The organism is Streptomyces sp. NPDC104106, from assembly GCF_055584345.1.
Genome location: NZ_JBVJMF010000013.1, coordinates 233986 through 255599, shown reverse-complemented (window position 1 = coordinate 255599; position 21614 = coordinate 233986). Strand labels below are relative to the sequence as shown.

Annotated in this window: 21 protein-coding genes and 1 pseudogene; 14 read left to right on the top strand and 8 right to left on the bottom strand. The window is 73.5% G+C overall.

What is annotated here, in order from left to right:
- Nucleotides 1-4 precede the first annotated feature (4 nt).
- From ACZ60X_RS28585 to ACZ60X_RS28575, 3 genes are read left to right on the top strand one after another with little or no spacing between them, the layout of a single operon-like run.
- The gene (locus ACZ60X_RS28585) at nt 5-280 is read left to right on the top strand and encodes an acyl carrier protein (RefSeq protein ID WP_469604288.1); all 276 of its coding nucleotides are present in this window, start codon (nt 5-7) and stop codon (nt 278-280) included.
- A complete protein-coding gene (locus ACZ60X_RS28580) occupies nt 273-1496 on the top strand; it encodes a beta-ketoacyl-[acyl-carrier-protein] synthase family protein (protein WP_469604285.1) in 1224 nt (407 codons plus the stop codon). The genes ACZ60X_RS28585 and ACZ60X_RS28580 overlap by 8 nt, the downstream gene beginning before the upstream one ends.
- On the top strand, nt 1493-2638 hold the full coding sequence (locus ACZ60X_RS28575; protein WP_469604282.1) for a beta-ketoacyl synthase N-terminal-like domain-containing protein: 1146 nt from the start codon (nt 1493-1495) through the stop codon (nt 2636-2638). Before ACZ60X_RS28580 ends, ACZ60X_RS28575 begins: the two co-directional genes overlap by 4 nt.
- Here the strand turns inward: ACZ60X_RS28575 and ACZ60X_RS28570 are convergent.
- Nucleotides 2571-3341, bottom strand: a complete 771-nt coding sequence (locus tag ACZ60X_RS28570) for a response regulator (protein WP_469604280.1) — start codon at nt 3339-3341, stop codon at nt 2571-2573. The genes ACZ60X_RS28575 and ACZ60X_RS28570 overlap by 68 nt on opposite strands.
- A 35-nt stretch (nt 3342-3376) precedes the next feature.
- A complete protein-coding gene (locus ACZ60X_RS28565) occupies nt 3377-4534 on the bottom strand; it encodes a sensor histidine kinase (protein ID WP_469604277.1) in 1158 nt (385 codons plus the stop codon).
- Nucleotides 4535-4865: 331 nt separating this feature from the next.
- Between ACZ60X_RS28565 and ACZ60X_RS28560 the strand changes: the two genes are divergently transcribed.
- Nucleotides 4866-5495, top strand: coding sequence for a TetR family transcriptional regulator (locus ACZ60X_RS28560; RefSeq protein WP_469604275.1), 630 nt, complete (start codon nt 4866-4868; stop codon nt 5493-5495).
- 67 nt (nt 5496-5562) lie between these two features.
- On the top strand, nt 5563-6258 hold the full coding sequence (pyrF, locus tag ACZ60X_RS28555; protein ID WP_469604272.1) for an orotidine-5'-phosphate decarboxylase: 696 nt from the start codon (nt 5563-5565) through the stop codon (nt 6256-6258).
- Nucleotides 6259-6502: 244 nt separating this feature from the next.
- On the opposite strand, the gene ACZ60X_RS28550 is transcribed toward pyrF, so the two are convergent.
- A complete protein-coding gene (locus ACZ60X_RS28550; RefSeq protein WP_469604269.1) occupies nt 6503-7132 on the bottom strand; it encodes a ScbR family autoregulator-binding transcription factor in 630 nt (209 codons plus the stop codon).
- A gap of 308 nt (nt 7133-7440) precedes the next feature.
- Here ACZ60X_RS28550 and ACZ60X_RS28545 point away from each other — a divergent pair, with 308 nt between their 5' ends.
- Both ACZ60X_RS28545 and ACZ60X_RS28540 read left to right on the top strand, forming a co-directional pair.
- Entirely contained in the window at nt 7441-8292 is an 852-nt protein-coding gene (locus tag ACZ60X_RS28545) for a ScbA/BarX family gamma-butyrolactone biosynthesis protein (RefSeq protein WP_469604266.1), read from the top strand.
- A gap of 10 nt (nt 8293-8302) precedes the next feature.
- The gene (locus tag ACZ60X_RS28540) at nt 8303-9238 is read left to right on the top strand and encodes an NAD-dependent epimerase/dehydratase family protein (RefSeq protein WP_469604263.1); all 936 of its coding nucleotides are present in this window, start codon (nt 8303-8305) and stop codon (nt 9236-9238) included.
- Between the two features lie 95 nt (nt 9239-9333).
- Here the strand turns inward: ACZ60X_RS28540 and ACZ60X_RS28535 are convergent, their stop codons facing one another.
- Nucleotides 9334-10968 carry an FAD-dependent monooxygenase gene (locus ACZ60X_RS28535; protein WP_469604261.1) on the bottom strand — a complete coding sequence of 545 codons (1635 nt, stop codon included), beginning with the start codon at nt 10966-10968 and terminating at the stop codon, nt 9334-9336.
- Between the two features lie 241 nt (nt 10969-11209).
- On the opposite strand from ACZ60X_RS28535, the gene ACZ60X_RS28530 reads away from it, so the two are divergent.
- The 3 genes from ACZ60X_RS28530 to ACZ60X_RS28520 all read left to right on the top strand — a co-directional run bounded on the left by ACZ60X_RS28530 (nt 11210) and on the right by ACZ60X_RS28520 (nt 13954).
- The gene (locus ACZ60X_RS28530) at nt 11210-12484 is read left to right on the top strand and encodes an alpha/beta hydrolase (protein ID WP_469604258.1); all 1275 of its coding nucleotides are present in this window, start codon (nt 11210-11212) and stop codon (nt 12482-12484) included.
- A 61-nt stretch (nt 12485-12545) separates the two neighbouring features.
- On the top strand, nt 12546-12938 hold the full coding sequence (locus ACZ60X_RS28525) for a PPOX class F420-dependent oxidoreductase (RefSeq protein WP_469604255.1): 393 nt from the start codon (nt 12546-12548) through the stop codon (nt 12936-12938).
- A 5-nt stretch (nt 12939-12943) separates the two neighbouring features.
- Nucleotides 12944-13954 (top strand): acyl-CoA thioesterase, encoded by a 1011-nt coding sequence (locus ACZ60X_RS28520; RefSeq protein ID WP_469604253.1) that lies wholly within the window; start codon nt 12944-12946, stop codon nt 13952-13954.
- 19 nt (nt 13955-13973) lie between these two features.
- On the opposite strand, the gene ACZ60X_RS28515 is transcribed toward ACZ60X_RS28520, so the two are convergent.
- On the bottom strand, nt 13974-15194 hold the full coding sequence (locus tag ACZ60X_RS28515) for an MFS transporter (RefSeq protein ID WP_469604251.1): 1221 nt from the start codon (nt 15192-15194) through the stop codon (nt 13974-13976).
- Between the two features lie 88 nt (nt 15195-15282).
- Between ACZ60X_RS28515 and ACZ60X_RS28510 the strand changes: the two genes are divergently transcribed.
- The 3 genes from ACZ60X_RS28510 to ACZ60X_RS28500 all read left to right on the top strand — a co-directional run bounded on the left by ACZ60X_RS28510 (nt 15283) and on the right by ACZ60X_RS28500 (nt 17915).
- On the top strand, nt 15283-16305 hold the full coding sequence (locus tag ACZ60X_RS28510; RefSeq protein WP_469604358.1) for an ArsR/SmtB family transcription factor: 1023 nt from the start codon (nt 15283-15285) through the stop codon (nt 16303-16305).
- Between the two features lie 162 nt (nt 16306-16467).
- A complete protein-coding gene (locus tag ACZ60X_RS28505; protein ID WP_469604248.1) occupies nt 16468-16968 on the top strand; it encodes a glutathione peroxidase in 501 nt (166 codons plus the stop codon).
- 68 nt (nt 16969-17036) lie between these two features.
- Complete coding sequence (locus ACZ60X_RS28500; RefSeq protein WP_469604245.1) at nt 17037-17915, top strand: MerR family transcriptional regulator; 879 nt, start codon at nt 17037-17039, stop codon at nt 17913-17915.
- 144 nt (nt 17916-18059) lie between these two features.
- On the opposite strand, the gene ACZ60X_RS28495 is transcribed toward ACZ60X_RS28500, so the two are convergent.
- From ACZ60X_RS28495 to ACZ60X_RS28485, 3 genes are all read right to left on the bottom strand, one after another.
- Nucleotides 18060-18251 (bottom strand): DUF397 domain-containing protein, encoded by a 192-nt coding sequence (locus tag ACZ60X_RS28495; RefSeq protein ID WP_469604242.1) that lies wholly within the window; start codon nt 18249-18251, stop codon nt 18060-18062.
- Between the two features lie 189 nt (nt 18252-18440).
- Nucleotides 18441-19298 (bottom strand): helix-turn-helix domain-containing protein, encoded by an 858-nt coding sequence (locus ACZ60X_RS28490; protein WP_469604240.1) that lies wholly within the window; start codon nt 19296-19298, stop codon nt 18441-18443.
- Between the two features lie 277 nt (nt 19299-19575).
- The gene (locus tag ACZ60X_RS28485) at nt 19576-20331 is read right to left on the bottom strand and encodes a GOLPH3/VPS74 family protein (protein WP_469604238.1); all 756 of its coding nucleotides are present in this window, start codon (nt 20329-20331) and stop codon (nt 19576-19578) included.
- A 364-nt stretch (nt 20332-20695) separates the two neighbouring features.
- Between ACZ60X_RS28485 and ACZ60X_RS28480 the strand changes: the two are divergent.
- Nucleotides 20696-21614 (top strand): annotated as a pseudogene (locus ACZ60X_RS28480) (hypothetical protein); the annotation flags it as partial.

The following is a 21614-nucleotide window of genomic DNA, read 5'->3' as shown; positions in this document are numbered from 1 at the left end:
GAACATGTCGGTCAACGTGGGTCAGGAAATCTCCCCCGAGCTGCGCACCCGCATCCGGGAGATCGTGGCGGACGTCCTGGAAGTGTCCGTCGAGGAGGTCAACGAAGAGCACAGCTTCACGGAGGACTTCGACGCCGACTCCCTGCTGGTCATCGAGATGTTCTCCCGGTTCGAGAAGCAGCTGGGCATCGAGATACCCCAGGAGGAGCTGGTCGACCTCGACAACCTCGGCACCGCCTACGATCTGATCGCGCGCCACACCACCGCCGCCCATGTCTGAGCGCCGGCTGCGCCGCGTCGCGGTCACCGGCCTCGGGGCCGTGAGCAGCCTCGGCATCGGCGCCGAGGCGTTCACCGCGGCCATCCGGGAGGGCCGCAGCGGCATCTCCTCCATCGGATCCTTCGACAGCACCGGATTCCGGCACAGCCAGGCCGGCGAGGTGCACGACTTCCGCCCGGCGGACCACCTGGAGCGGCTGCCGGCCGAGCGGTGGGGCCGTAGCAGCCAGTTCGCGGCGGCGGCCGCACGGCTCGCCGTGCGGGACGCGGGCTGGGACCCCGAGGCCCTGTCGGCCGCCCGTGCGGGCAGCGCGATGGGCACGACCAACGGCGAGTCCCGGGTCTTCCAGGAACTGACCGAGCAGTGGCTCGCGCGCGGGCTCGACGGGATCGACGGCGATCTCGTCTCCCGCGCGCCGGCGGACCGCATCGCGGCGGCCGTCAACACCGAACTGGACCTGCGCGGCGAGGCGCAGACCTTCGGCACCGCCTGCTCGGCGAGCAACTACGCGATCGGCTACGGCCTCGACCTCATCCGCGGCGGTGCGGCCGACGTGATGATCGTGGGCGGGGCCGACGCGGTGAACCGCGCGACCCACGCGGGCTTCCACCGCCTGGGCGCCATCGCACCCGACCTGTGCCGCCCCTTCGACGCGGACCGGGGCGGCATCATGACCGCGGAGGGCGGCGCCGCCCTCGTGCTGGAGGCGTGGGACAGTGCCGTCTCACGCGGGGCGCGCATCTACGCCGAGGTGCTGGGCTACGGTCTCACCTGCGACGCCAAGCACCCCACCCAGCCGGACCGGGACGGCATCGCCGAGTGCATCCGCCGGGCCCACCGCGACGCCGGGATCAAGCCGGACGACGTCGACTACGTGTGCGCGCACGGCACGGGTACGGCGGCCAACGACTCGACCGAGGTCGCGGCGGTGCGCGAGGTGTTCGGCGACCGGGTGCCGCCGATCAGCTCGATCAAGTCGATGCTCGGCCACACCATGGGAGCCGCCAGCGGCTTCGGCGCGCTGGCCTCCTGCGCGGCCCTGCACGAGGGGTTCCTGCCGCCGACGGCCACGGTCCGCTCGGTGGATCCGGCCCTCGGTCCGGACCTGGACTGCGTGCCCGGCCGGGCCCGTCCCGCCTCGCCGAGGATCGTGCAGAATCACGGGTTCGCCTTCGGCGGGAACAACGCCATCGTGATGCTGGGGAGGCCCGCATGAGCGGCACCATGGAGTCCACCGCCGTCCGCATCACCGGTTACGGGGTGCTGAGCGCGGCGGGTGTCGGCGGCAAGGCGCTGTACGAGGCCGTCCGTTCGGGTGCGCTGCCGCCGGGTGACGGTGGCGCCGAGGCGCTGGCCGGGCAGGCCGCGCCGCCGGGCACGCGCCTGCTTCCCGTACCGGACTTCGCACCGCGGGAGTACCTGGGGCGCAAGGGGCTGAGCGCGCTGAGCCGCACCACCACGCTCGGCATGGTGGCGGCGGAACTGGCCCTGGACGGGCTGTCCGGGCTGGTCGAGCCGGAGGAGCGCGCCGACACCGGCGTGGTGCTGGGCACCAGCACCGGCAGCGCGCGGGCCTTCGCGGAGTTCTTCCGCGAGACCTACGAGGCCGACCGGCCCTACCTGGTGAGCCCCGCGCTGTTCCCCGGGCTGCTGCTGAACCACTGCGCGAGCCAGGTGGCCATGCGTCACGCCTTCACGGGCCCGAACGCCTCGCTGGCCGGCGGACAGATCTCCGCCCTGTCCGCGCTGCGCTACGCCCGTAACGCGCTGCTGACCGGCCGGGCCGTCCGGCTGCTGACGGGCGCCGTGGAGGAGCTGAGCGCGCAGACCGTCTGGGCCTGGCAGCGCAGCGGTGCGCCGGCCGGGCGCGCGCTCGGCGAGGGCAGTGCCGTCTTCGTCCTGGAGGCGGGCGGCGGCGAGGGCACCACGGGGCTCCCGGCGGTCGAACTGACCGGCTGCGAGGTCGCGTTCGCGCCACTGGACGGCGGTCCGGACGCGGTCGCGGCGGCGCTCACGCGGTGCGTCGAGGACGCGCTGCGCTCCAGCGGCGCCCGGCCGTCGGACATCGCGGTGGTCTCGGCGGGGGCGGGCGTCGGTCCCGGCTGGAACGCGGTGGAGACCCGTGGCCGCCGCCGGGCGCTGGCCGGCCACGAGCCCGAGGTCCTGCGGGTGCAGGAGGTGCTGGGCGAGACCTACAGCGCCAGCGCCGGCCTGCAGCTGGCCGCGCTGCTGGCCCGCTGGGCGGACGAGGCCGCGCCCGCGACCGCGTCGGCCGCGGACTTCGGCCTCGTCACCTCGGTGGGGCATGACGGATCGGTGGGCGCTGCCGTGCTGCGGCGGGCTTCAGCCACCGGGTGACCGGGGTGTCGTGTGCGCGGTGGGCGCCGGGGAGTGCCGACTCCCCGGCGCCCACCGCCGGTCCGCCCCGGGGTACGGCCGGGGAGGGGATCAGCGACGCCTGGACCGCCTTGTTCACCGCGTCGACCCGGGAGACCGCCCCCAGCTTCCGGAAGACGCTGTTCAGATGGCGTTTGACCGTTCCCTCGGTGATGCCGAGCGCGTAGGCGATCTGACGGTTGCTCATCGCCGAGGCCGCGCCGGCCAGGACCTGGTGCTCCCTGCGGGACAGCGGCTCCTCGCTCGTCACCGGCCGCTGCGCGCCCGCGGGGACCAGCACCGTGGTGTGCTGGGGCCGGGTGAGGGCCTGCCCGATCGCGAGGAGCAGGGCCGCCCGGTCGATCCCCTTGTGCAGGAAGCCGCGGGCCCCGGCCGCCAGTACCTCGTCGACGTGGTGGGAGTGGGCGTAGGCGGTCAGACACAGGATCCGGGTGCCCGGTGCCGCGGCGAGGATGTCGCGGACCGTGCCCGCGCCTCGGCTGCCGGGCATCTGAAGGTCGAGCAGCAGCAGGTCGGGGCGTTCGGCGGCGGCGCACCGGACAGCCTCGTCGCCGTCACCGGCCTGCCCCACCACCGTCATGGCGGGCTGGGCGTTCAGCAGATCGGCGAGGGTCTCCCGGAACAGGATGTGGTCATCGGCGAGGACGATGCGGGCAGGGGCCATGGGATCTCCTGGTCGGCGGTGGGTGGCCGGGACGGTCACGGCCGTCCGAGCGGCAGGTGCAGTTCCGTACGGGTGCCCTTGCCGGGGGCGCTGGTGATGCGCAGCCGGCCGCCGAGTTCCTCGATCCGTTCCCGTACGGAGTCCAGGCCGTGCCCGGTGCCCGGCTCGTCGGCGGCCCGCTCCACGGCGAAGCCCACGCCGTCGTCCTCGACGCGCGCGTACACCCACCGTCTGGTCGTGCGAACGGTCACCGCGACGTGCCCGGCACCGGAATGCGCGAAGGAGTTGCGCAGCGTCTCCCGCAGGATCAGGAAGAGTTCGCGGCGGCAGCGTTCGTGCGCCACCGTCTCGTCGCCGATCACGTCGACGGTGACGTGCGCCCGGGGCGCCAGATCGGCGAGGAAGGCGTCCAGCGCCTCACGGATCGGCGGGGTGCGGGAGCCGCGGCGCAGTCCGGCGATCAGCCCGCGGTTCTCCGCGACCGCCTCGCCGAGGGCCTTGCGGGCGACCGCGAGGTGCGCGGCGGCCCTGGCCGGCTGGTCCTCGGCCAGCTCGATGCGGTGCAGGGCCACGGCCAGGGTGCTGCCGAGTTCGTCGTGGAGCCGGCGGGCGAGCCGCCGGGCCTCGCTCCAGCCGCCGTCGCCGTACCAGCAGGCGACCCCGGCCTCGCGCAGGGCGTCCGCGAGCGCCTCGGCCGCGGCCAGCGCGCGCGGCAGGGCCGCCTCGCCCGGGACGGGCGCGCTCTCCATCGTGTGCAGCAGCACGCACTCGTACAGCAGGCCGACGGCCGCCACCAGGTGATGGGGGCCGGCGTCCGCGGCGGGCGGCAGCAGCGGGCGCGCGGGCGCGCGCTCCTCGGCGGGCCGCCCGGCGCGTGCCAGTACCCGGCGGGCGAAGTTCAGCAGTGCGGCGGTCAGGGCGGGGGACTCCCGGTCGGGCGGCGGCAGCACCGCGGGCAGGGCGAGCCCGAACCGGTGCAGTACCGCGTCCGCTTCCTCCGCCGCCGGCGCGGGGTGCGAGGGATCCGGGCGCCGGAAGCAGTCCTGGGTCCGCGGCGCGGACCGCAGCGGGTGCGCCGCCCCCCGCGCGGCACGGACCAGCCCCTCGTGCAGGGCCTCGGCGAACACATGGCCCGCGGCGGCGGCCGGGGGGCGCCCGGCAGGCGAACGTATCAGGGACGTCGAGCTGTCCATCGGACTCCTCACGCTCAGGTGCAGGATCTCGCCTGCGTCGGGACGATAACAAACAGACTTGTCTGATTGTCAATCGGTTCACTCCGCCGCGCGCGTCGCCAGTCGTCGGCACGGCACGGCCGCAGCCGTACGCCCGCCTCTCCAAATGGCCCTGGCATCAGGAGAGAAGAGCCGGCCCCCACCGCCCTGTCCGACGGCGTCCCATCGGGGCGTCCGAGCTGGATGGCTCAATAAAACAGACAGACTTGTATGCTGCGGTGCGCGGTGATTGACTGAGCTTTCCGAAGCCCAACGAGCTGCCCCTCGCGCGAGGAAGGACACCCACCGCCCGATGCAGAAGCGCGCCGAGCAGACCCGCCGGGCCATCGTCCGCGCCACCGCCGAACTGATCGGCGACGGCGGCCTGAACGAGGCCGGACTGGTCAACATCTGCCGTAGCGCGGGGGTGAGCCGGGGAGCGCTCTACCACCACTTCCCCACCAAGGAGGCGGTGGCCGCCGCCGTGCACGACGAGGCCCGCCGGGAGACCACCGCCCTGCTCGACGAGGCCTTCACGGCCGCCCTGGCGGAGCCGCCCGGCACCGCGGCCGCCACGGTGCTGACCCGCTTCGGCGCCGCCCTCGGCCAGGCCCTGCTGGAGGAGCCCACCGTACGGGCCGGCCTGCAACTGGACCCCGACGGCTCCGCGGACCACGAACGCGCCCTGCGCCAGGACGTGCTGACGACCGTGCACCGCAGGGTGAGCGCGCTGTTCCCGGCCGCCCCGCAGGGCGGCTCACGGCCGACCCGGCAGGATCTCGCCGACCTGGCCATGGCGGTCCTCGCCGGACTGGAGTCGCTCGGGCACGCGGACGCGACCTGGTGGTCGCCCGCCACCTCCGACCGCATCTGGCGGACCCTGCGCCCCCTGCTCACCGAGCCCACGACGGCCCTGCGGGACTCCTCCGCCCCCGCCGACTGACCGCACCGCTCCCGTGCGCGGGAGGCCTGGTGATGGGCAGTGGTCGAGGCGGCGGCACAATGACGCCGTGGAGCCGACCAGCCAGATCATCGTCGCCTTGGATGGTGACAGCCGTACAGCGGCTGAGGACATCGTCCAGCGGCTGGGCGACGAGTGCCGTTTCTACAAGGTCGGCCTGGAACTGCTCACCGCGGTCGGCCCCGACTTCGTCAAGCATCTCGTCGCGCAGGGCAAGGAGGTCTTCCTGGACCTCAAGCTCTTCGAGATCCCCAACTCGGTTGCCGGTGCGGTCCGCGCCGCGGGAACTCTCGGCGTCTCCATGGTGACCGTGCACAGCATGGGCGGTGTGGGCATCATGACTGCCGCTGTCGATGCTGCCCGCGACTTCCCCGACCTGCGCGTGCTTGCCTTGACCGTGGTCACCAGCATGACCGACGGGGATCTTGCCGACATCGGCGTCGGTGATTCGACGCAGGAGCAGGTGCTCCGGTTGGCGCAGTTGGCGGCCAGGGTCGGCTGCCATGGTCTGATCGCCTCACCGCAGGACGTGGTGGCCTTGCGGAGCGTGCTGGGCGCCGATGGCCTGATCGTCACGCCGGGAGTCGCACTGCCCGGTGAATCATCGGGCGAGCACGCCCGCTCCGGGACGCCGCGTGCCGCCATCGCTGCCGGGGCCTCCCATGTCGTCGTGGGCCGAACGGTCACGCGCGCCCCGGACCCGGCGGCCGCGTTCCGTCTCGTCCGCGCCGACCTCGGTTCGTAACGGGCACAACCCGCGAGGGGTGGGCGGGGACAGACCGGGATGGCCCGTGGCCGGCCGCCCCACCGGGCGCCTTTCTCGCTGCTGACGCGGGCGCGTTCGCGCCGCTGGGCAGCCAGGACGGGCTCGCCCGGGACGCGTTCGCCGGTGTGAAGCACAGCTCGGCTCTCGGCTTCGCCCGTGCGGGAGGGACCCCTATGCGCGGAGGGACCCCCGTCACGTCGGCTCCCTCTTGCGCCCTGCGTCCCTACGGAACCGGCGCCCCGGCCTCCTCGGGCAGCGGCACCGTCCTCAGCCGGGCGAGCATGCCCGGCGTGGCGATGCCCGGGAGCAGGAGCCGCCACATGACCGACACCCGCTCCACCAGGTCACGCCGGCCGCAGTAGACCTGCGACATGAGCTGGACGCCGGTGAACGCTCCCACCAGGAACTGCGTCACCTCGTCCAGGTCGGCGCCCGGCAGGGTCTCGCCCCCCTGCTCGGCCTCGCGCAGCAGGCCGAGGATGGCTTCGGCGGACTGCTGGTAAGGGGTGCGCCCGGGGTGGGTGAACGACGTCTGCTCGACGGTCAGCCGGACGCTCGCCCGCAGTACCGGGTCGGTCTGCAGCCGGATCGCGTAGGTCAGCGTCAGATCGATGACGGCCTGCAGCTTCACCCTGCGGTCCGGCACCACCAGGGCCTCGCTCTGCGCCGCCACGAGCGCCGCGGCGATCGCCTCCTTGGAGGGGAAGTGGTGATAGAGCGCTCCGCGCGTCAGACCGCTGCGCGCCAGGATCTCGGTCGTGCTGGCGGCGTCGTAGCCGCGCTCGTCGAAGACGCTCGCCGCCGCCTCCAGAATCGTGCGCCGGGACCGCTCACCCCGCTCCTGTACTGCCATGCCCGCCTCGAATTCTGTGTGAATCTCGGATTGCCATTGAAAAACCCTACCGACCTGTCTGTATCTTAGCTAGCAGCAAGGTGAGTTTGGCCAGCGCAGACGGGGGGGTCGCGTGCCGAGCGGTAGCCCCGCCCTGCCCGCAAGGAAGAGTGTCTTGTATGCAGAGCACGATCAGCACGACTGTTCCACTTCACCGCACCATCAGCCGCACTTGGGGAGGACGCGGCACCCAGAGGACCGGCGGCCCCGCGGTCGGGACGGATCGGCTCGTCACGACCGTTCCGTGCCAGTACGTACACCGGGCGGCCGTGTCCGAGGTTCTGCTCACCAGTTGGGAAACGGACAGCCCTGACTGCTTTACCGTCACGGCCCAGTGGCCGCGGGGCCATGCGCTGTTCGTGCCGTCCGGCGGCTACCAGGATCCGCTGCTCCTGGTGGAGTCGGTCCGCCAGACCGGGGCCCTGCTCGCCCACGCCGAGTACGACGTCCCGTTCGGCCACCAGTTCCTCATGTGGAACATGTCCTTCTCCGTGAACGCCGACGACGCGCTGGCCGCCGGGCCGACGCCCACGGACGTGGAACTGCGCGTCCGGTGCCACGACGTCACCCGCCGGGGCGGGAACCTGGTCGGCATGCGGTACGACGTGACGGTGGTGCGCGACGGCGTCACGGCGGGCGTGGCCTCGGCCTCGTTCAACTGCATGAGCCCGCCGGTCTACCGCCGGCTGCGCGGACAGCGCCCCACCGTCTCCGCGCTCCCGATACCGTCCCCGACAGCGCCGGAGACCGTCGGCAGAACCGGCCCGCGCGACGTCGTCCTGGCCGAGACCGACCCGCGCACGCCCCTGCGCTGGCAGCTGCGTGTGGACACCTCGCACCCGAGTTTCTTCGACCACCCGGTCGATCACGTGCCCGGCATGGTGCTGCTGGAGGCGGCACGGCAGGCCGCGCACGCCGCCACCGGGCTGACGGACGCCGTGCCCGTCGGCCTCGACAGCTCCTTCGCGCGCTACGCGGAGCTGGACGCGCCCTGCTGGATCGAGGCCGAGCCCGGCCGCCCGGACGCCGACGGCCGGACCGCGACGACCGTGCGCGGCGTCCAGCACGGCGAACCGGTCTTCTCCGCGACGGTCACCCTGCGCCCGCACCGGGCCCTGTGAGGAGGCGGCCATGACCACCGTACTGATCACCGGGGCCAGCGGTTTCATCGGGCGCCATGTCGTACGCGAGGCGCTACGGCAGGGCCACTCACTGGTCCTGACGTCCCATCGGACGCGGGTGGACCCGGTCGCGCCCGGCACCCGGGTCGTCACCGCGGATCTCGCCGATCCGGGCTCCCTGCGCGGCCTGTGCGAGGGCGCCGACGCGCTGCTGCACTGCGCCTCGCTGATCGGCGCCGACGCCGGCCGCTGCGCGGCCGTCAACGACCGGGGCACCGCCGCGCTCGTCGCCGAGGCCCGGCGGGCGGGTGTCACCCGCATCGTCCAGCTCAGCACGGCCGCAGTGTACGGACGCGGCACGTTCCGGCACGCCCGGCCGCAGGACCTGCGGCGTGCGCCGCTCTCCCCCACCTCGCGGACCCGCGCGGCCGGCGAGGACGCCGTCCTGGCGGCGGGAGGCACGGTGGTGCGGCCGCACATCGTCTACGGCGAGGGGGACACCCGGGTGGTTCCCGCGCTGGTCCGGCTGCTGCGCCACCTGCCCGGCACGGTGGACCGCTGGCAGGCGCTGGCGTCGGTCATCGCGGCCGAGGACCTCGCGCGGGCCCTGGTCTGCCTGGCCGTGGCCCCGGCAGAGCGGCTCACCGCGCCCGTCTACCACGCCTGCCATCCCGAGCCGGTGCCCTGGTCGGTGTTCCTGCGGGCCGTCGCCGACGCCGCGGGGGTGCCCTGGCCGGAGCGCGACCTGAGCCTCGACGAGGCGTATGCCCTCGTGCGGGAGAGCGGAGGCTCCCGTCACGACCTGGACATGCTCGTCACGGACCACTGGTTCGACGGCGAACCGCTCTGGTCGGACCTCGACTGCTCCCCCGGCCCGAGCTTCACCTCACGGGCCGCCCACCACACACCCTGGTACGAGCAGGCACTGGCGCCGGCCACCCGTTGACCGACCCCGCGCCCGGCAGCCCCGGCTCCGGGCGCACCACACCGTCCGGCCGGATGAGCACGTTCACCGGACCGGACATCCGCAGAACCACCACCTCACGCCGAGCTCCGCCCACCACGCGGCCCGGCACCAGCAGACACCGGCGCCGACCACCCGCCGACCGGCCCTCCACCCGCCCGCCCCGGCTCCGGGCGCACCACACGCTCCACCACACCATCCGGCCGGATCAGCACGCCCACCGGACCGGACACGCCAAGGGCGCGGTGGGCCGTGCCCAGGGGGTCCGTGACGGTCCGGGCCGGTGCGCCGCCCACCGCCGTTTCGGGGCCGGGCGCGGTGCGGACGCGCAACAGGTCCGAAGCGCCCGGGCGGAACGGACCGTCCGCCCACGCCGCGCCGAGCAGACCGGCCACCTGCCGCTCGCGGCCCCGGGAGGCGGTGTCGGAGCCCAGCACGAGGAGGACGGGGCGGCCTTCTCGCAGGAGGTCGTGGACGTGGACGAGGGGCAGGCCGCCGAGCGGCACGTCAGGAACCCGGCGCCCCGGCACCAGACGGCCCGCCGGGGCGCCGTGGCCCGGGTGGGTGTGGTGCAGCCGGGCCATGCGGGGCGGCACCAGCCGGTCGAGCACGCCGGTGCGCTGACCGAGCGCGAGGGCCGCGTCCCGGGCGCGCCCCCGCCAGCCGGTGAGCATCCACATGCGGGTCTGCCGGTGCGCGTCGGCCACCACGTCGGCGGCGGTCTGCCGCCGCTCGCGCTCCCACCGCACCAACTCGCGCTCGACCGCGTCCGCGTCGCCGAGCGCGAGCCGCCAGGCGAGTGTGTGGGCGTCCTCCACCGACGTGTTGAGCCCCTGCCCGCCCGCGGGACTGTGGATGTGCGCCGCGTCGCCCGCCAGCAGCACCCGGCCGGACCTGAAGCGCTCCGCCTGCCGCGCGTGCACCCGGAAGACAGCGGTACGTGCCGACCCGCCCAGCCGGACCGGCACCGGGCTGCACTCCCGCGCCGCCCGCCGCAGCACCCGCAACGGATCGGCCGAGCCGTCGAAGCCGTCCACGCCGGCGAACACCCGGTAGTCACCGCCGGGCAGGCCCACCACGACCAGCACACCCCGGTCCGCCATGAAGTAGTGCGCCTCGTCGTGCGCGAGCGGCGTGTCGCACGGCCCGTCAGCCAGCAGGAACGTCTGGGGATAGGTCAGCCCCTGGAACCCGATCCCGGCCAGCCGCCGTACCGAGCTGTGCGCCCCGTCGCAGCCGACGACCCATCCCGCGTCCGCGTACGCGGTGCCCCGCGGTCCGTCGAGCCGGACCCGCACCCCGCCGGCCGACTCCCGCAGCCCGCTCACCGTCACCCCGAACTCCACCTCGCCGCCCAGCCGCCGCAGCGCCGCCCGCAGCACCGACTCCGTCTGCTGCTGGGGCAGCGACAGCGGCGCGCCGTACCGGGACCCCGGCAGGCCGTCGAAGCCGATCCGCGCGACCCGCCGACCGCCCGAGTAGTAGTTGGCCGCCGGCAGCGCCAGCCCGCGCTCGACGACCTCCTCGTCCACACCCACGCGGCGGAACACCTCCAACGTCCTCGGCCAGAGCACGATCGCCTTGGAGTGCGGATGCGGGCGGTCCTCGCGGTCGACGACCCGGACCGCCATTCCGCGACGCAGCAGCTCTATGCCCAGCACCAGCCCCGTGGGACCTGCACCGACCACCAGGATCTCGGGCGAACTCTTCACACCAACTCCGTCTTCTCGGCCTGTTCGGTCTTTCTGCGTTCCGCTCGGCGGCACGGGGATCGATACCAGTCGAAACTAGGCGCGAATTCCACCCGGAGCAAGGTCGGGGGAATTATTCCGTGCGGGAAATCAAAACTCTGCACCAAGGCCCGGACAATTCAATTCAGCTTTTATCCGCCTTCCACACGGGACTGCGAGGCTGACCCGCGTCCTTCCCACCGCGCCGACAGCAGGAGAGTCCGTGACGATCACCGAGACCCCGGTCACCGCCGCACCGGAGGAAGTCCCGCAGGCATACGAGCCGCTCGCCGGCGGCCGGGGTTCCCGGCTGCTCAGGATCGGCGCGGACCGGGCACCGCGCGTGCTGCTGCTGGTCCCGCCCCGGGGCTACGGCGCCGGCGTGTTCCTCCAGCTCGCCCGGGATCTCGTGCGCTCCGTCGCCGGTCTGCAGGTCTGGGCGTTCGACCGCCGCCAGCAGGAACTGGCCGACCTCTCCGGCTTCTCGGGCGATCCGGCCGCGGCCCGCGACTACTACCTGGGCGGCCACCACCGCAGGGCCGACCCTGCCGCCTCGGGCGCCGCGGACTGGGGCCTGGCCCAGCTCCTGGACGACCTGCGCCTGGCCGTGGCCGAGGCCCGCGCCGGCGGCCGGCAGGTCGTCCTCGGCGGGCATTCCATCGGCGGGCTGACCGCGCTCTGCTACGCCGCCTGGGACTTCGACGGCCGCCCCGGCGCCGCCGACCTCGCCGGACTGATGCTCATCGACGGGGGCCCGTACGACGCGTACGAGGGCGCCGGCATCCCCACCGGGGTCAGCCTCGGCCAGGCCCGCACGGCCCTCGCGGCCATCACGGCGGGCGCGGTGTTCGAACCCGGCATGAGCGCGGCGCTCGGTCTCGGCGAGGAGCCGGAGGCCGGTGCCGTCTGGTGGCAGCTGGCCGCGCGGTACGCGCGGGCCGACCCGCACGGCCCGGCGGCCCTCGCCGACGCCCTTCCCGCCCCGTTCGCACTCGGCAGGCCGCTGACCAACGCGGGGCTGTTCGGGCTGCTCGCCGACACCCTGGCCCCGCAGCTCGGCCACGCCGTGCGGTCCGGGCGGCTCACCGACGACGGCGACTGGCTCGACACCGGTCCGAGCCCGCTGGCCCGCGTCGCCGAGGTGTACGCCGGTGACGCCCACCGGTCGGCCCGCGAGTGGTACTCACCCGCCCGCACCATGCTCGACTACCACGCAGCCATCGCCTTCACGGACTCCGAGACGGCGCGGTTCCTGGGCCTCAGAATGACACACACCTCGACCTTGGACATTCCCGTGCACGTCTTCGAGTCGAGTTTCGCCAAGGGCACGGTGGGGCGCGCCGCGAAACAACTCGCGAAGGCCACGAGAATTCCCCACCTTAGCCTGCACTCGGATTTCTCGCTGCTGCACCAGGACATTCTCCTGGCGGCACCGGAAAGAAACTCCTTCCTGCACACCGCGATCCCGTTCCTGGAATCCGTGACCGCGGGGTCCTGACCGGCCGGCCGCTTGAGCGATCCAGTCCGACACCGTCACCGACCGCCTTCCGGAGGCCCGGATGTCCATCGTCCCCGACAGCCATCTCGACCTGCTCGAACGCCCGCTGTTCGTGCATCTGGCCACCGTGCGGCCGGACGGCACGCCCCAGTCCAACCCGATGTGGGCGCGCTGGGACGGCGAACTGATGTGGTTCACGAGCACCACCACCCGCCGCAAGTACCGCAACATCACGGCCGAGCCGCGGGTGGCCGTCTCCGTCAACGACCCCGGGCAGCCGTACCGCTACCTGGAGGTGCGCGGTGTGGTCGAGCGCATCGACCCGGACCCGCAGTGCACCCTGTTCACGGCGCTGGCCGAGCGCTACGGCCGCGAGCTGGACGGACAGCTGCCGGGCGACGCACCGCACCGGATCGCCGTCGGCGTCCGCCCGCTGAGCGCCAGTTGGCAGTGATGACGATGACGACCGCGCTTCCCCGCACCGGCCTGCCCGCCGGGCGGCTGATCGACTCCCTGGCCCTCGACCCGACCGCCGACGACGTCTTCCGGTCGCGGCGCAGCATCCCGTCCGGCATGTCCGCGGTGTTCGGCGGCCAGATCGTCGCCCAGGCGCTCGGCGCCGCCGCCCGCACCGTGCCCGGCCGGCGCGAACCGCACTCCCTGCACGGCTACTTCCTGTTCCGGGGCGACCCGGACGCGCCGATCACCTACCGCGTGGAACGCCTCCGCGACGGGCACACGTTCTCCAGCCGCCGCGTCGTGGCGGTCCAGTCCGGCCGCACGGAGCAGGAGATCTTCCATCTGACGGCCTCGTTCAAGACGGCCTCGCGCCCCGGCCCGGACCAGCAGACCACCATGCCGGCGACCCCGGCTCCGCACCGCCTGCGTCCCGCGCCGGACGCCCCTTTGCCGCACGTGCACCCCGGCGTCCTCCGTCTGCTGTCCGGCGTACGGGACGCCATCGACGTGCGGTACGTGGCCGGCGAGGACGCGTATCCGGGTGCCCGGACCGGCGGCTCGGGCGCGTCCACGCGCGTCTGGTTCCGGGTGCGGGAACTGCCCTCCGGCGCGGCCGCGGAGCACCCCGCGCTCCATCAGTGCCTGGTGGCCTACCTGTCGGACCTGACGCTCCTCGACTCCGCCTCGCCCTTTCACCGCACGGGTCTGGCCAACGACGGCACCGGAACCGCCGTCAGCCTCGACCACGCGATGTGGTTCCACCGGCCCCTGAACGCGGCCGAGTGGCTGCTCTTCGAGCAGCGCAGCCCCTCCCTCGCCGACGGCCGTGCCCTGGCCCACGCCAGCGTCTACACGGCCGACGGCACCCTCGCCGCCTCCGTCGTCCAGGAAGGCGTCATCCGCCTCGGCCGCACCCGCTCCCTGCCCGACCCGCTCCTCCACCCGTCGGGCGCCGACGAATCGGGCGTCGACCCCTTCTCGTGGACGGTGGCCAAGCCGGAGACCGACTGACCGCACGCGGACGATCGGCTCAGCGGCGCGGAGCGGTGGCGCGAAGGGCCGGCCCCGGCTCCCGCCCCCGCTCCGCGGAGCGGCGGCCGGCCGCCGCCAGGGCCAGGGTGACCAGAACCGAGCCGGCCGCCATCGCCGTCATCCCCGCGGCGGGCGAGGTGAACTGGGCCACCGTGCCGGCCAGCGTCGCGCTCACGCCCTGGAGCGTCAGCATCCCGGCCGAGTGCAACCCCAGGGCTTGACCGGCGAGTTCGTCCGGCGTCAGCTCCATCAGCCGCTCCTGCTGGACGAGGCTCGCGCCGAAGCCGGCCGACGCGATGGTCACGCACACCATTGCCGCCGGCAGCGGGGGGTGCGCCGCGAACAGCAGGTACGGCGCCGCCAGCAGGAGCAGCAGCGGGGTCGCCAGGCGGCGGCGCAGCACGGGCGACAGCAGCCGGCCCACCGTCACGTCCCCGGCGAACATCCCGAGCGCCCCGCAGGCGAACAGGGTGCCTGCCGCGTGCGGGGCGTACGACACGTACAGCGACTCGCAGCCGACCACCAGGCCGTTGGGCAGCCACAGGCCGAGATAGGTCAGGCGGCGCGCCCGGGACGACCACAGCAGGGCGTTGGTCCGGCGGGTCGCCGCGGCCGAGGGGCGGCCCGTGGTGCGGGGCGGGCGCGCGGTCAGGGCGAGGCGCAGCACCAGCGCCGCCGCCAGGTACAGGGCCGCGGCGAGCAGCAGGCAGGCCCTCGGCGAGAGCGCGGCGAGCAGGGCGCCGCCGGTGGCGAACCCCGTGATCTGCATGAGCCCGCTCATCATGTTGAACAGCGAACGCCCGGGCAGATAGCCGTCCTTGGCGAGGATCTCGTTCAGCAGCCCCCAGCGGACCCCGCCGCCGAGCGACGCCACGAGGCCCAGCGCGAGCACGACGGCGAAGACCGCGCCGACCGGCAGGCCGGGCAGCGCCTGCACCGCCGTACCGGCCGCGAAGGCCAGCGCGATCGCCGACAGGGCCGTACGCGGCGGCAGCCGGTCGGCGCCGGACAGCAGGAAGGTCGCGCCCAGCACCTGGGCGAGCGACGGGCCGAACATGCTCACCGCGGACAGCAGCGGCGAGCCGGTCGCGCGGTACACGAGCGTGCCGAGCGCCAGCCCGCCGACGGTCTGCGCGGCGGTCTGCGCGGCCGTGCCGAGGAAGAGCGGGGTGAACTCCGGGGTCCGCAGCAGGGAGCGGTAGGAACGCTGGGTGGGCATGGCCCGCAGTCTCGGGCGGGTCGCGCGGCGGCCGTTATTGTTTCGCCGGTACGCGAAAGGCCGTACAGGCGTGAGGGGGCTTTTCGGGGTGGGGTGGTGGCAGCTCAACGCGGACACACTGGCCGGGAGCCGGTTCGTGATCTCGCCGCTCGCCGAGACGTTCGCGGCGCTGAAGCTGCTGCACGCCGGTGACCCGGCGCATCCCGGGGAGCAGGCGTGGCTGGGCCGTCACCTGCCCGGTTACCGGGCGCTGTTGGCGGCGGATCCGGTCACCGGGCTGCTGGTGCGGGCCGGTTTGGGGCGGGACTGGATCGCCGACTTCCTGACGCCCGCCCCGCGCGGCGCGGAGACGTTCGCGCAGGAGGTGGCCCGGGTCCGCGCGACGCCGCCCGCCGCGGCCCGCGCCCATCTGCGCACGGCACTCGCCGGCCCGCTCCCGGCCGCCCTGGACCGCGACGATCTGCCCGAGCGGGCGGCCGCCTTGCTGGAGTGGGTGTGGGAGCGGGCGGTACGGCCGTACTGGGAGCGGCGCCGGCGGGTGCTGGAGGCGGACGTGGTCGCGCGGACGGCGCAGGTGAGCCGGGGCGGCTGGGTGAGCGTCCTGGACGCGCTGCGGCCGGGGCGGACGCGCTGGCTGGGCGAGAACCGGCTCCAGATCAATCTGCACGAGTACCCGCCCCGCGAGATCTCCGGCGCCGAGCTGCTCTTCGTGCCGGTGACCGTGCAGCGGGCGGGGTGGGTGGCCTGGGAGGACGGGGTGCGGTACGCGGCGGTCTACCCCTGCGCCGGTGTCCTCGCCGACACCGGCGCCCGGACCGTCCCGGCCGGCCTGGGCGCGCTGCTCGGCACCGCCCGCGCCGGCGTCCTGCTCCTGCTCGACTCCCCCCTGAGCACCACCCAGCTGACCGCGGTGACCGGGCAGGGCCTGGGCTCGGTGGGCCGCCATCTGAAAGTGCTCCGGGACGCGGGCCTGGTCCAGCGATGGCGAGCCGGGCGCTCGGTGCTGTACGGACGGACGGCGGCCGGAGACGTCGTGGTCCAGGCGTCGGCGGGCCGCGCCGACGCGGAAGCCGGACGGGATACGCCGGAACACTCGGCGGACAGCGGATGACGCCGACACGGGCATCGACGGGCTGCACCAAGCCGAAACCCCGACGCGATACACCGGCACGGAAGCCGGACGGAATACGCCGGCACGGAAACCGGGCGGGGTTCGCGGGCGCGTGCGGCGGGCGGTGGGTCGGGTGTCGGGGGGCGGGCCTAGGATCCGGGCATGACGACTGCTGACCACACCCCCCTGAATGTCGAGATCGGCGCCCTCACCGGCGGCTCCGCGAATCTGCCGCAGTACGAGGGCAAGGCCGTGCTCATCGTGAACGTGGCCTCCAAGTGCGGCCTGACCCCGCAGTACTCCGACCTGGAGAAGCTCCAGGAGCGCTACGGCGACCGCGGCTTCACCGTCCTCGGCGTGCCCTGCAACCAGTTCCTCGGCCAGGAGCCCGGCACCGCCGAGGAGATCGCGGAGTTCTGCTCGGCGACGTACGGCGTGACCTTCCCGCTCACCGAGAAGGTGGAGGTGAACGGCGAGGGGCGGCACCCGCTGTACGAGCGCCTGGTGGGCTTCGCCGACGCCGAGGGGCACAGCGGCGACATCCGCTGGAACTTCGAGAAGTTCCTGATCGGCAGGGACGGCCGGGTCGTGGCCCGCTTCTCGCCGCAGACCGAGCCGGGCTCGGCCGAGGTCGTCTCCGCGATCGAGGCCCAGCTCGGCTGAGCACGGGTTGACCTTGCCCCTGGGGCAGGGCGGAGCGTCCTTCCCGCCGGGCGGAGCGGATCCGCCCGGTGACGGAGGAGACGACCGTGCACGAGGACGACCTGCTCACGATCGGCGCGTTCGCCGCCCGGGCCCGGCTGTCGGCCAAGGCCCTGCGGCTGTACGACCGGCTCGGGCTGCTGCCCCCGGCACACGTGGACGAGGCCAGCGGCTACCGCCGCTACCGCGCCGGCCAGGTCGAACGCGCCCGGCTGGTGGCCCTGCTGCGGCAGTTGGACATGCCGCTCGCCCGGATCGCCGAGGTGCTCGGGGCGCAGGACGGTCCCGAGGCCGCCGCGCGGCTCGCCGCGTACTGGGCGGACGTGGAGAGCCGGGTGGCGGGGCAGCGGACTCTCGCCGAGTACCTCCGTGGACGACTGTCGGGGAGGAGCTGCGAGATGTACGACACGTTCGTGATCGAGACCGTCGACGTACCGGCGCAGGTGGTGATCACCGAGTCGCGGCACACGCTGGCGGACGAACTGCCGACGTGGATCGGCGGGTCGCTGGGGAGGCTGGAGGCCGCCGCGCGGGAGTGCGGAGGCGTGGCCGGGGCACCGTTCGTGATCTACCACGCCGAGGTGTCGATGGAGAGTGACGGTCCGGCCGAGTCCTGCGTGCCGGTGGCCGACGAGGCGGCGGCGCGGGCGTGGGCCGAGCGGGCGGGGCGGGCCCGGGAGACCCGGGTGCGGGTGGAGCCGGCGGCGCGGCTGGCCTGTACCCGGATCACCAAGGCGCAGGTGGCGCATCCGCAGATCCTGGCCGCGTTCGAGGCGGTGGAGCAGTGGATGGGCGAGCGGGGGATGGAGCCGGCCGGACCCTGCCGGGAGGTCTACTTCGCCGACTGGGACGCGGCGGGGCCGGAGGATCCGGTGTGCGACGTGGCCTTCCCGATCGCCGTGGAGTGACGAGAGGCGAGCTGAGCACCACCGAGCCCTCTCGGCAAGGACGGCGACCGGTCGAGAGGGCTCTTGGGAGGTGGTGCTGTGCTGCGACGTGTCGTGTCGCGGTCCTCGTCAGTGACAGTGACGCCAGGGGTCAGGGAGAACCCCCTAGGCCTTGACCGAGGCCACGAAGGCGTTCCAGGCGTCGGCGGGGAAGGCCAGGACGGGGCCCTCGACGTCCTTGGAGTCGCGGACGGCCAGCTCGGCGCCGGCGGCCGGCTTGACCTCCACGCAGGCGCCGTTGCCCGCCGAGTAGGAGGACTTCATCCACGTCTCCGAAGCGCCCTGAATCAGTGCCATGTCCACTCCTGTTGCGAGTTGCGATGGTGCGGTTCACGCCAACCTTCTTGGCTGATTGGCGTGATCGACGCTACCGGGCAACCGCCTCCGCTGGAGTAGTCGTTCACTCGACCGGATGGCATATTCCAGGCGAGCCTTCCAATGGAGTGGACCTTCGGTGTACGATCCGGCGGCTTCCGTGACGGTGACTCACTCCGCGTACTGTTTCGCCACCTTGGCGATGAACTGCCGGGATTGCTCCACGTTGAGGGACTGTGCCCGCAAGTGCTCGTACATCACGGCGTACTTCTGCACGTCCTGCGCCTTCTCCAGGTACAGGTCGCTGGTGACGCCCTCCAGGTAGACCACGCTGGAGTCGGCGGCGTCGGTGAACTCCAGGATGGCGTACTGCCCGTTGAGCCCGGGATGCGCGCCCACCTCGAACGGCAGCACCTGCACGGTGACGTGCGGCAGCTGGGACATCTCGATCAGGTGCTCCAGCTGCTCGCGCATCACCAGCCGACTGCCGACGACCCGGCGCAGCGCCGCCTCGTCGAGCACCACCCACAGCCGCAGCGGGTTGTTCTCGGCGGTGATACGTTCCTGTCGGCGCATGCGCACCTGCACACGCTTCTCGATCTCCGCCGTCGACGTCTCCGGCAACGCGCCCTGGACCAGCGCCTCGGCGTAGCCGCGGGTCTGCAACAGCCCGGTCACCAGCTGAGGTTCGTACACCCGCAGCGACTCCGCGTCGGTCTCCAGGCCGATGTACACGCTGTACGGGATGTCCCCGAAGGTGTGCCACCAGCCCTGCTGGCGCGAGTCCCGCGCCATCTCCATCAGCGAGTCGACGATCCGCTGGTCCTCGACCTCGTACACCCCGCACAGGTCGCGCACATCGCGCTGGCTGATGCTCCTGCGACCGTTCTCCAGCCGGCTGATCTTCGATTGCGAAACGAGGAGCCGTTCCGCGACTTCCTCGGCCGTCATGCCCTTGAGCTCGCGGAGCCTGCGCAGCTCCTGGCCCAGCCGGCGCCGCCTGACGGTGGGATTGACATTGGACGCCACGGGACGTGCACCTCCGGCTGCCTGCCTGTCACTTAACACTTTCCGTATCTGCCGTTCAGCAGACTGCCACCAAGGTGCTTTCTACCGCTGGGAAACGAGGGATATGCGGCGCGTACGCGTCAGTTCGCCACCGTCCGCCACCCGTTGGAGTGCAGTCGAGCGGGGCGGCGGGACCACGAGGGTCTCACCGCCCCGCTCTGACCAGCGGCTCCCGAACCGGGTCTGGGGGGACCGGGGTTGCGGCTCTTGCGGCCCGTGCGGCGGCTCGGCGCGCCGCTCAGTGGGCCACGGCGCGGGCCATGGATCCGTGGCGCGTCTGCATCGGCACCCCGCGCGCCGGTTCCGCCACGGTGCGGGCGGCCGTCGCGCCCTGCCGCCCGGTGGCGGCGGGCCCGCGGCGCGGCTGCGCGGCCGCGCCGTTCTGCACGTCCATCACGGCGTGCGCGACGAGCCCGCCCATCGGATCGTGCCGGATCAGGTCCCGCAGCCGGGAACGGGACGAACGCCCCTCGTTCCCGGGGTACAGATGCTTGCCGAGTCCGACGGCGTGCGCCAGGGCGGCGAGCGCCGCGGTCCGCGGGTCCGGCGGTACGCCGGTGCGGATCGCGCAATCCAGCCGGGATCGGATCTCCCGGCTGATCTCGTTGTCCGTCGCCTGATAGCGAGTCGTCGGCAGCACCCCGCACATCTGGCCGGCCACGGCATGCACCATGCCGCACCGCTCCAGATGCGAGAGATACGTCTGACGGAGCCCCAGCCGGGGCCCGCCGATCCAATGGACGGCACGCACGGGAGCGCCACGCCTTCGCAGCAACTCCAACGCGCAGTCCAGAGTCGGATCTCCTGTCGGCCGTGGCACCACCACGGCGATACGATCCCCGTCTGGGGCTATCCGTCCGGCCAGCGCCAGCTCCACTAGCTGTGCACCGGCCAGACCGAGGTCGAGCGACTGCGGCTGCGCAGTGGTACCCGTGGCCGGGTCCAATGCCAGCAGCAGAAGCTCCTCCGGAAGTGTTCTGCGGCTCCTGCCCATCCATGCCTCCCCGCGTGGATGAATGACAGGGTGACCCCTCTCACATTGGTCTGTCGAGGGTGCGTGACCGGTTCGTGAGGGAACCGGTAGGTATGTCGTTCTCGTCTAGCCCAGGGGCCAAGCCCTCACACAGGACACTGGAACATGGTTCGGACAGGGCGCGCGGATGGGCGTGCGGCGCATGGAGGAGGCATCGGTGGCGGGCGAGTCCCCCGACAGGTCGAAGCAGCGCGAGTCGTCGGCGGAACCGACGTCGGGGAGCGGGGGTTCGGTTCCCGAGGCCCGTGATCCGCGCCTCGCGGTGGCCCGGGAAAAGGATTCCTCTGATTCCCCGGAGTCCTCGGGGACTTCCTCGGGCGGCGGCGTGGACACGGCGACGAAGGTCCTGACGGTACGGGGCGTCGACACGTCCGCCGAGAGCACGGCGGACGCCTCCGGCGCGCAGGAGCCCGCCGAGGACGACACCGCCCTGCGGGAGGCCGTGTCCGCGTGGGTGCGGGGGGCCGACGGGGGGTCGAAGGCGGTCGCGGGCGAGGAGGACGGCACCGGCGCGAAGGGAGCGGACGGTGCGGATGCGGACGCGGTTGCGGATGTGAAGGAGCCCGCCGCCGCGAACTCCGGCACGGGGCAGGAGAAGACGGACGGGGCCGGCACCGAGGCCGGCGGCGCCGAGGCAGGCACCGGGACGGGTATAGCGGCTGCCCAGGACAGGGACGAGCCGGACACCGCCGACGGCGAAGACGCCTCGCAGGGGGCACCCGCGGCTGACGACGAGAGCCGCACGGATGGTGCGGTCACGGGCACGGACGCGACGGCGGATACCGAGAACGAAGCCGTGGCCCGTGCCGAGGCCGAGGCAGGCGCCGGGACCGAGGTCGAAGCCCAGGCCGAGGCCGGGACCGGCGCGAAGGGCGAGGCCGGGACCGAGGCCGGGACCGGGACCTCGACCGGTGAGAAGGCCGAGACCGGCGCCGGGACCGGGGCCGACGCGAAGAACGGGACCGGGACCGAGGCCGAGGCCGGGACGCAGGCCAAGGACGACACCAGCGCGAAGGACGAGACCAAGGCCGGGACGAAGGCCGGAGCCGACGCCGGGGCGAAAGCCGAGGCCGGTACGAAGGCACAGGACGGCGCCGGCACGAAGGCCGGGACCGGGACCGGGACGAAGTCCGGGGCGAAGGCCGACACCGGAGCCGACGCCGGGACCAAGCCCGGAGACGACGCGCAGGCCGAGCCGAAGTCCGAGGACAGCGCGAAGACCAAGGCCGGCGCCGGGGCGAAGA

Coding starts and splice junctions, on each gene's coding strand:
- ACZ60X_RS28565 (WP_469604277.1), bottom strand. CDS start 4,534: ATGGACAGCTCGACGTCCCTGATACGTTCGCCTGCCGGGCGCCCCCCG.
- ACZ60X_RS28525 (WP_469604255.1), top strand. CDS start 12,546: ATGTCCATCGTCCCCGACAGCCATCTCGACCTGCTCGAACGCCCGCTG.
- ACZ60X_RS28540 (WP_469604263.1), top strand. CDS start 8,303: ATGACCACCGTACTGATCACCGGGGCCAGCGGTTTCATCGGGCGCCAT.
- ACZ60X_RS28570 (WP_469604280.1), bottom strand. CDS start 3,341: ATGGCCCCTGCCCGCATCGTCCTCGCCGATGACCACATCCTGTTCCGG.
- ACZ60X_RS28575 (WP_469604282.1), top strand. CDS start 1,493: ATGAGCGGCACCATGGAGTCCACCGCCGTCCGCATCACCGGTTACGGG.
- ACZ60X_RS28495 (WP_469604242.1), bottom strand. CDS start 18,251: ATGGCACTGATTCAGGGCGCTTCGGAGACGTGGATGAAGTCCTCCTAC.
- ACZ60X_RS28515 (WP_469604251.1), bottom strand. CDS start 15,194: ATGCCCACCCAGCGTTCCTACCGCTCCCTGCTGCGGACCCCGGAGTTC.
- ACZ60X_RS28585 (WP_469604288.1), top strand. CDS start 5: ATGTCGGTCAACGTGGGTCAGGAAATCTCCCCCGAGCTGCGCACCCGC.
- ACZ60X_RS28550 (WP_469604269.1), bottom strand. CDS start 7,132: ATGGCAGTACAGGAGCGGGGTGAGCGGTCCCGGCGCACGATTCTGGAG.
- ACZ60X_RS28485 (WP_469604238.1), bottom strand. CDS start 20,331: ATGGGCAGGAGCCGCAGAACACTTCCGGAGGAGCTTCTGCTGCTGGCA.
- ACZ60X_RS28580 (WP_469604285.1), top strand. CDS start 273: ATGTCTGAGCGCCGGCTGCGCCGCGTCGCGGTCACCGGCCTCGGGGCC.
- ACZ60X_RS28505 (WP_469604248.1), top strand. CDS start 16,468: ATGACGACTGCTGACCACACCCCCCTGAATGTCGAGATCGGCGCCCTC.
- ACZ60X_RS28520 (WP_469604253.1), top strand. CDS start 12,944: ATGACGACCGCGCTTCCCCGCACCGGCCTGCCCGCCGGGCGGCTGATC.
- ACZ60X_RS28560 (WP_469604275.1), top strand. CDS start 4,866: ATGCAGAAGCGCGCCGAGCAGACCCGCCGGGCCATCGTCCGCGCCACC.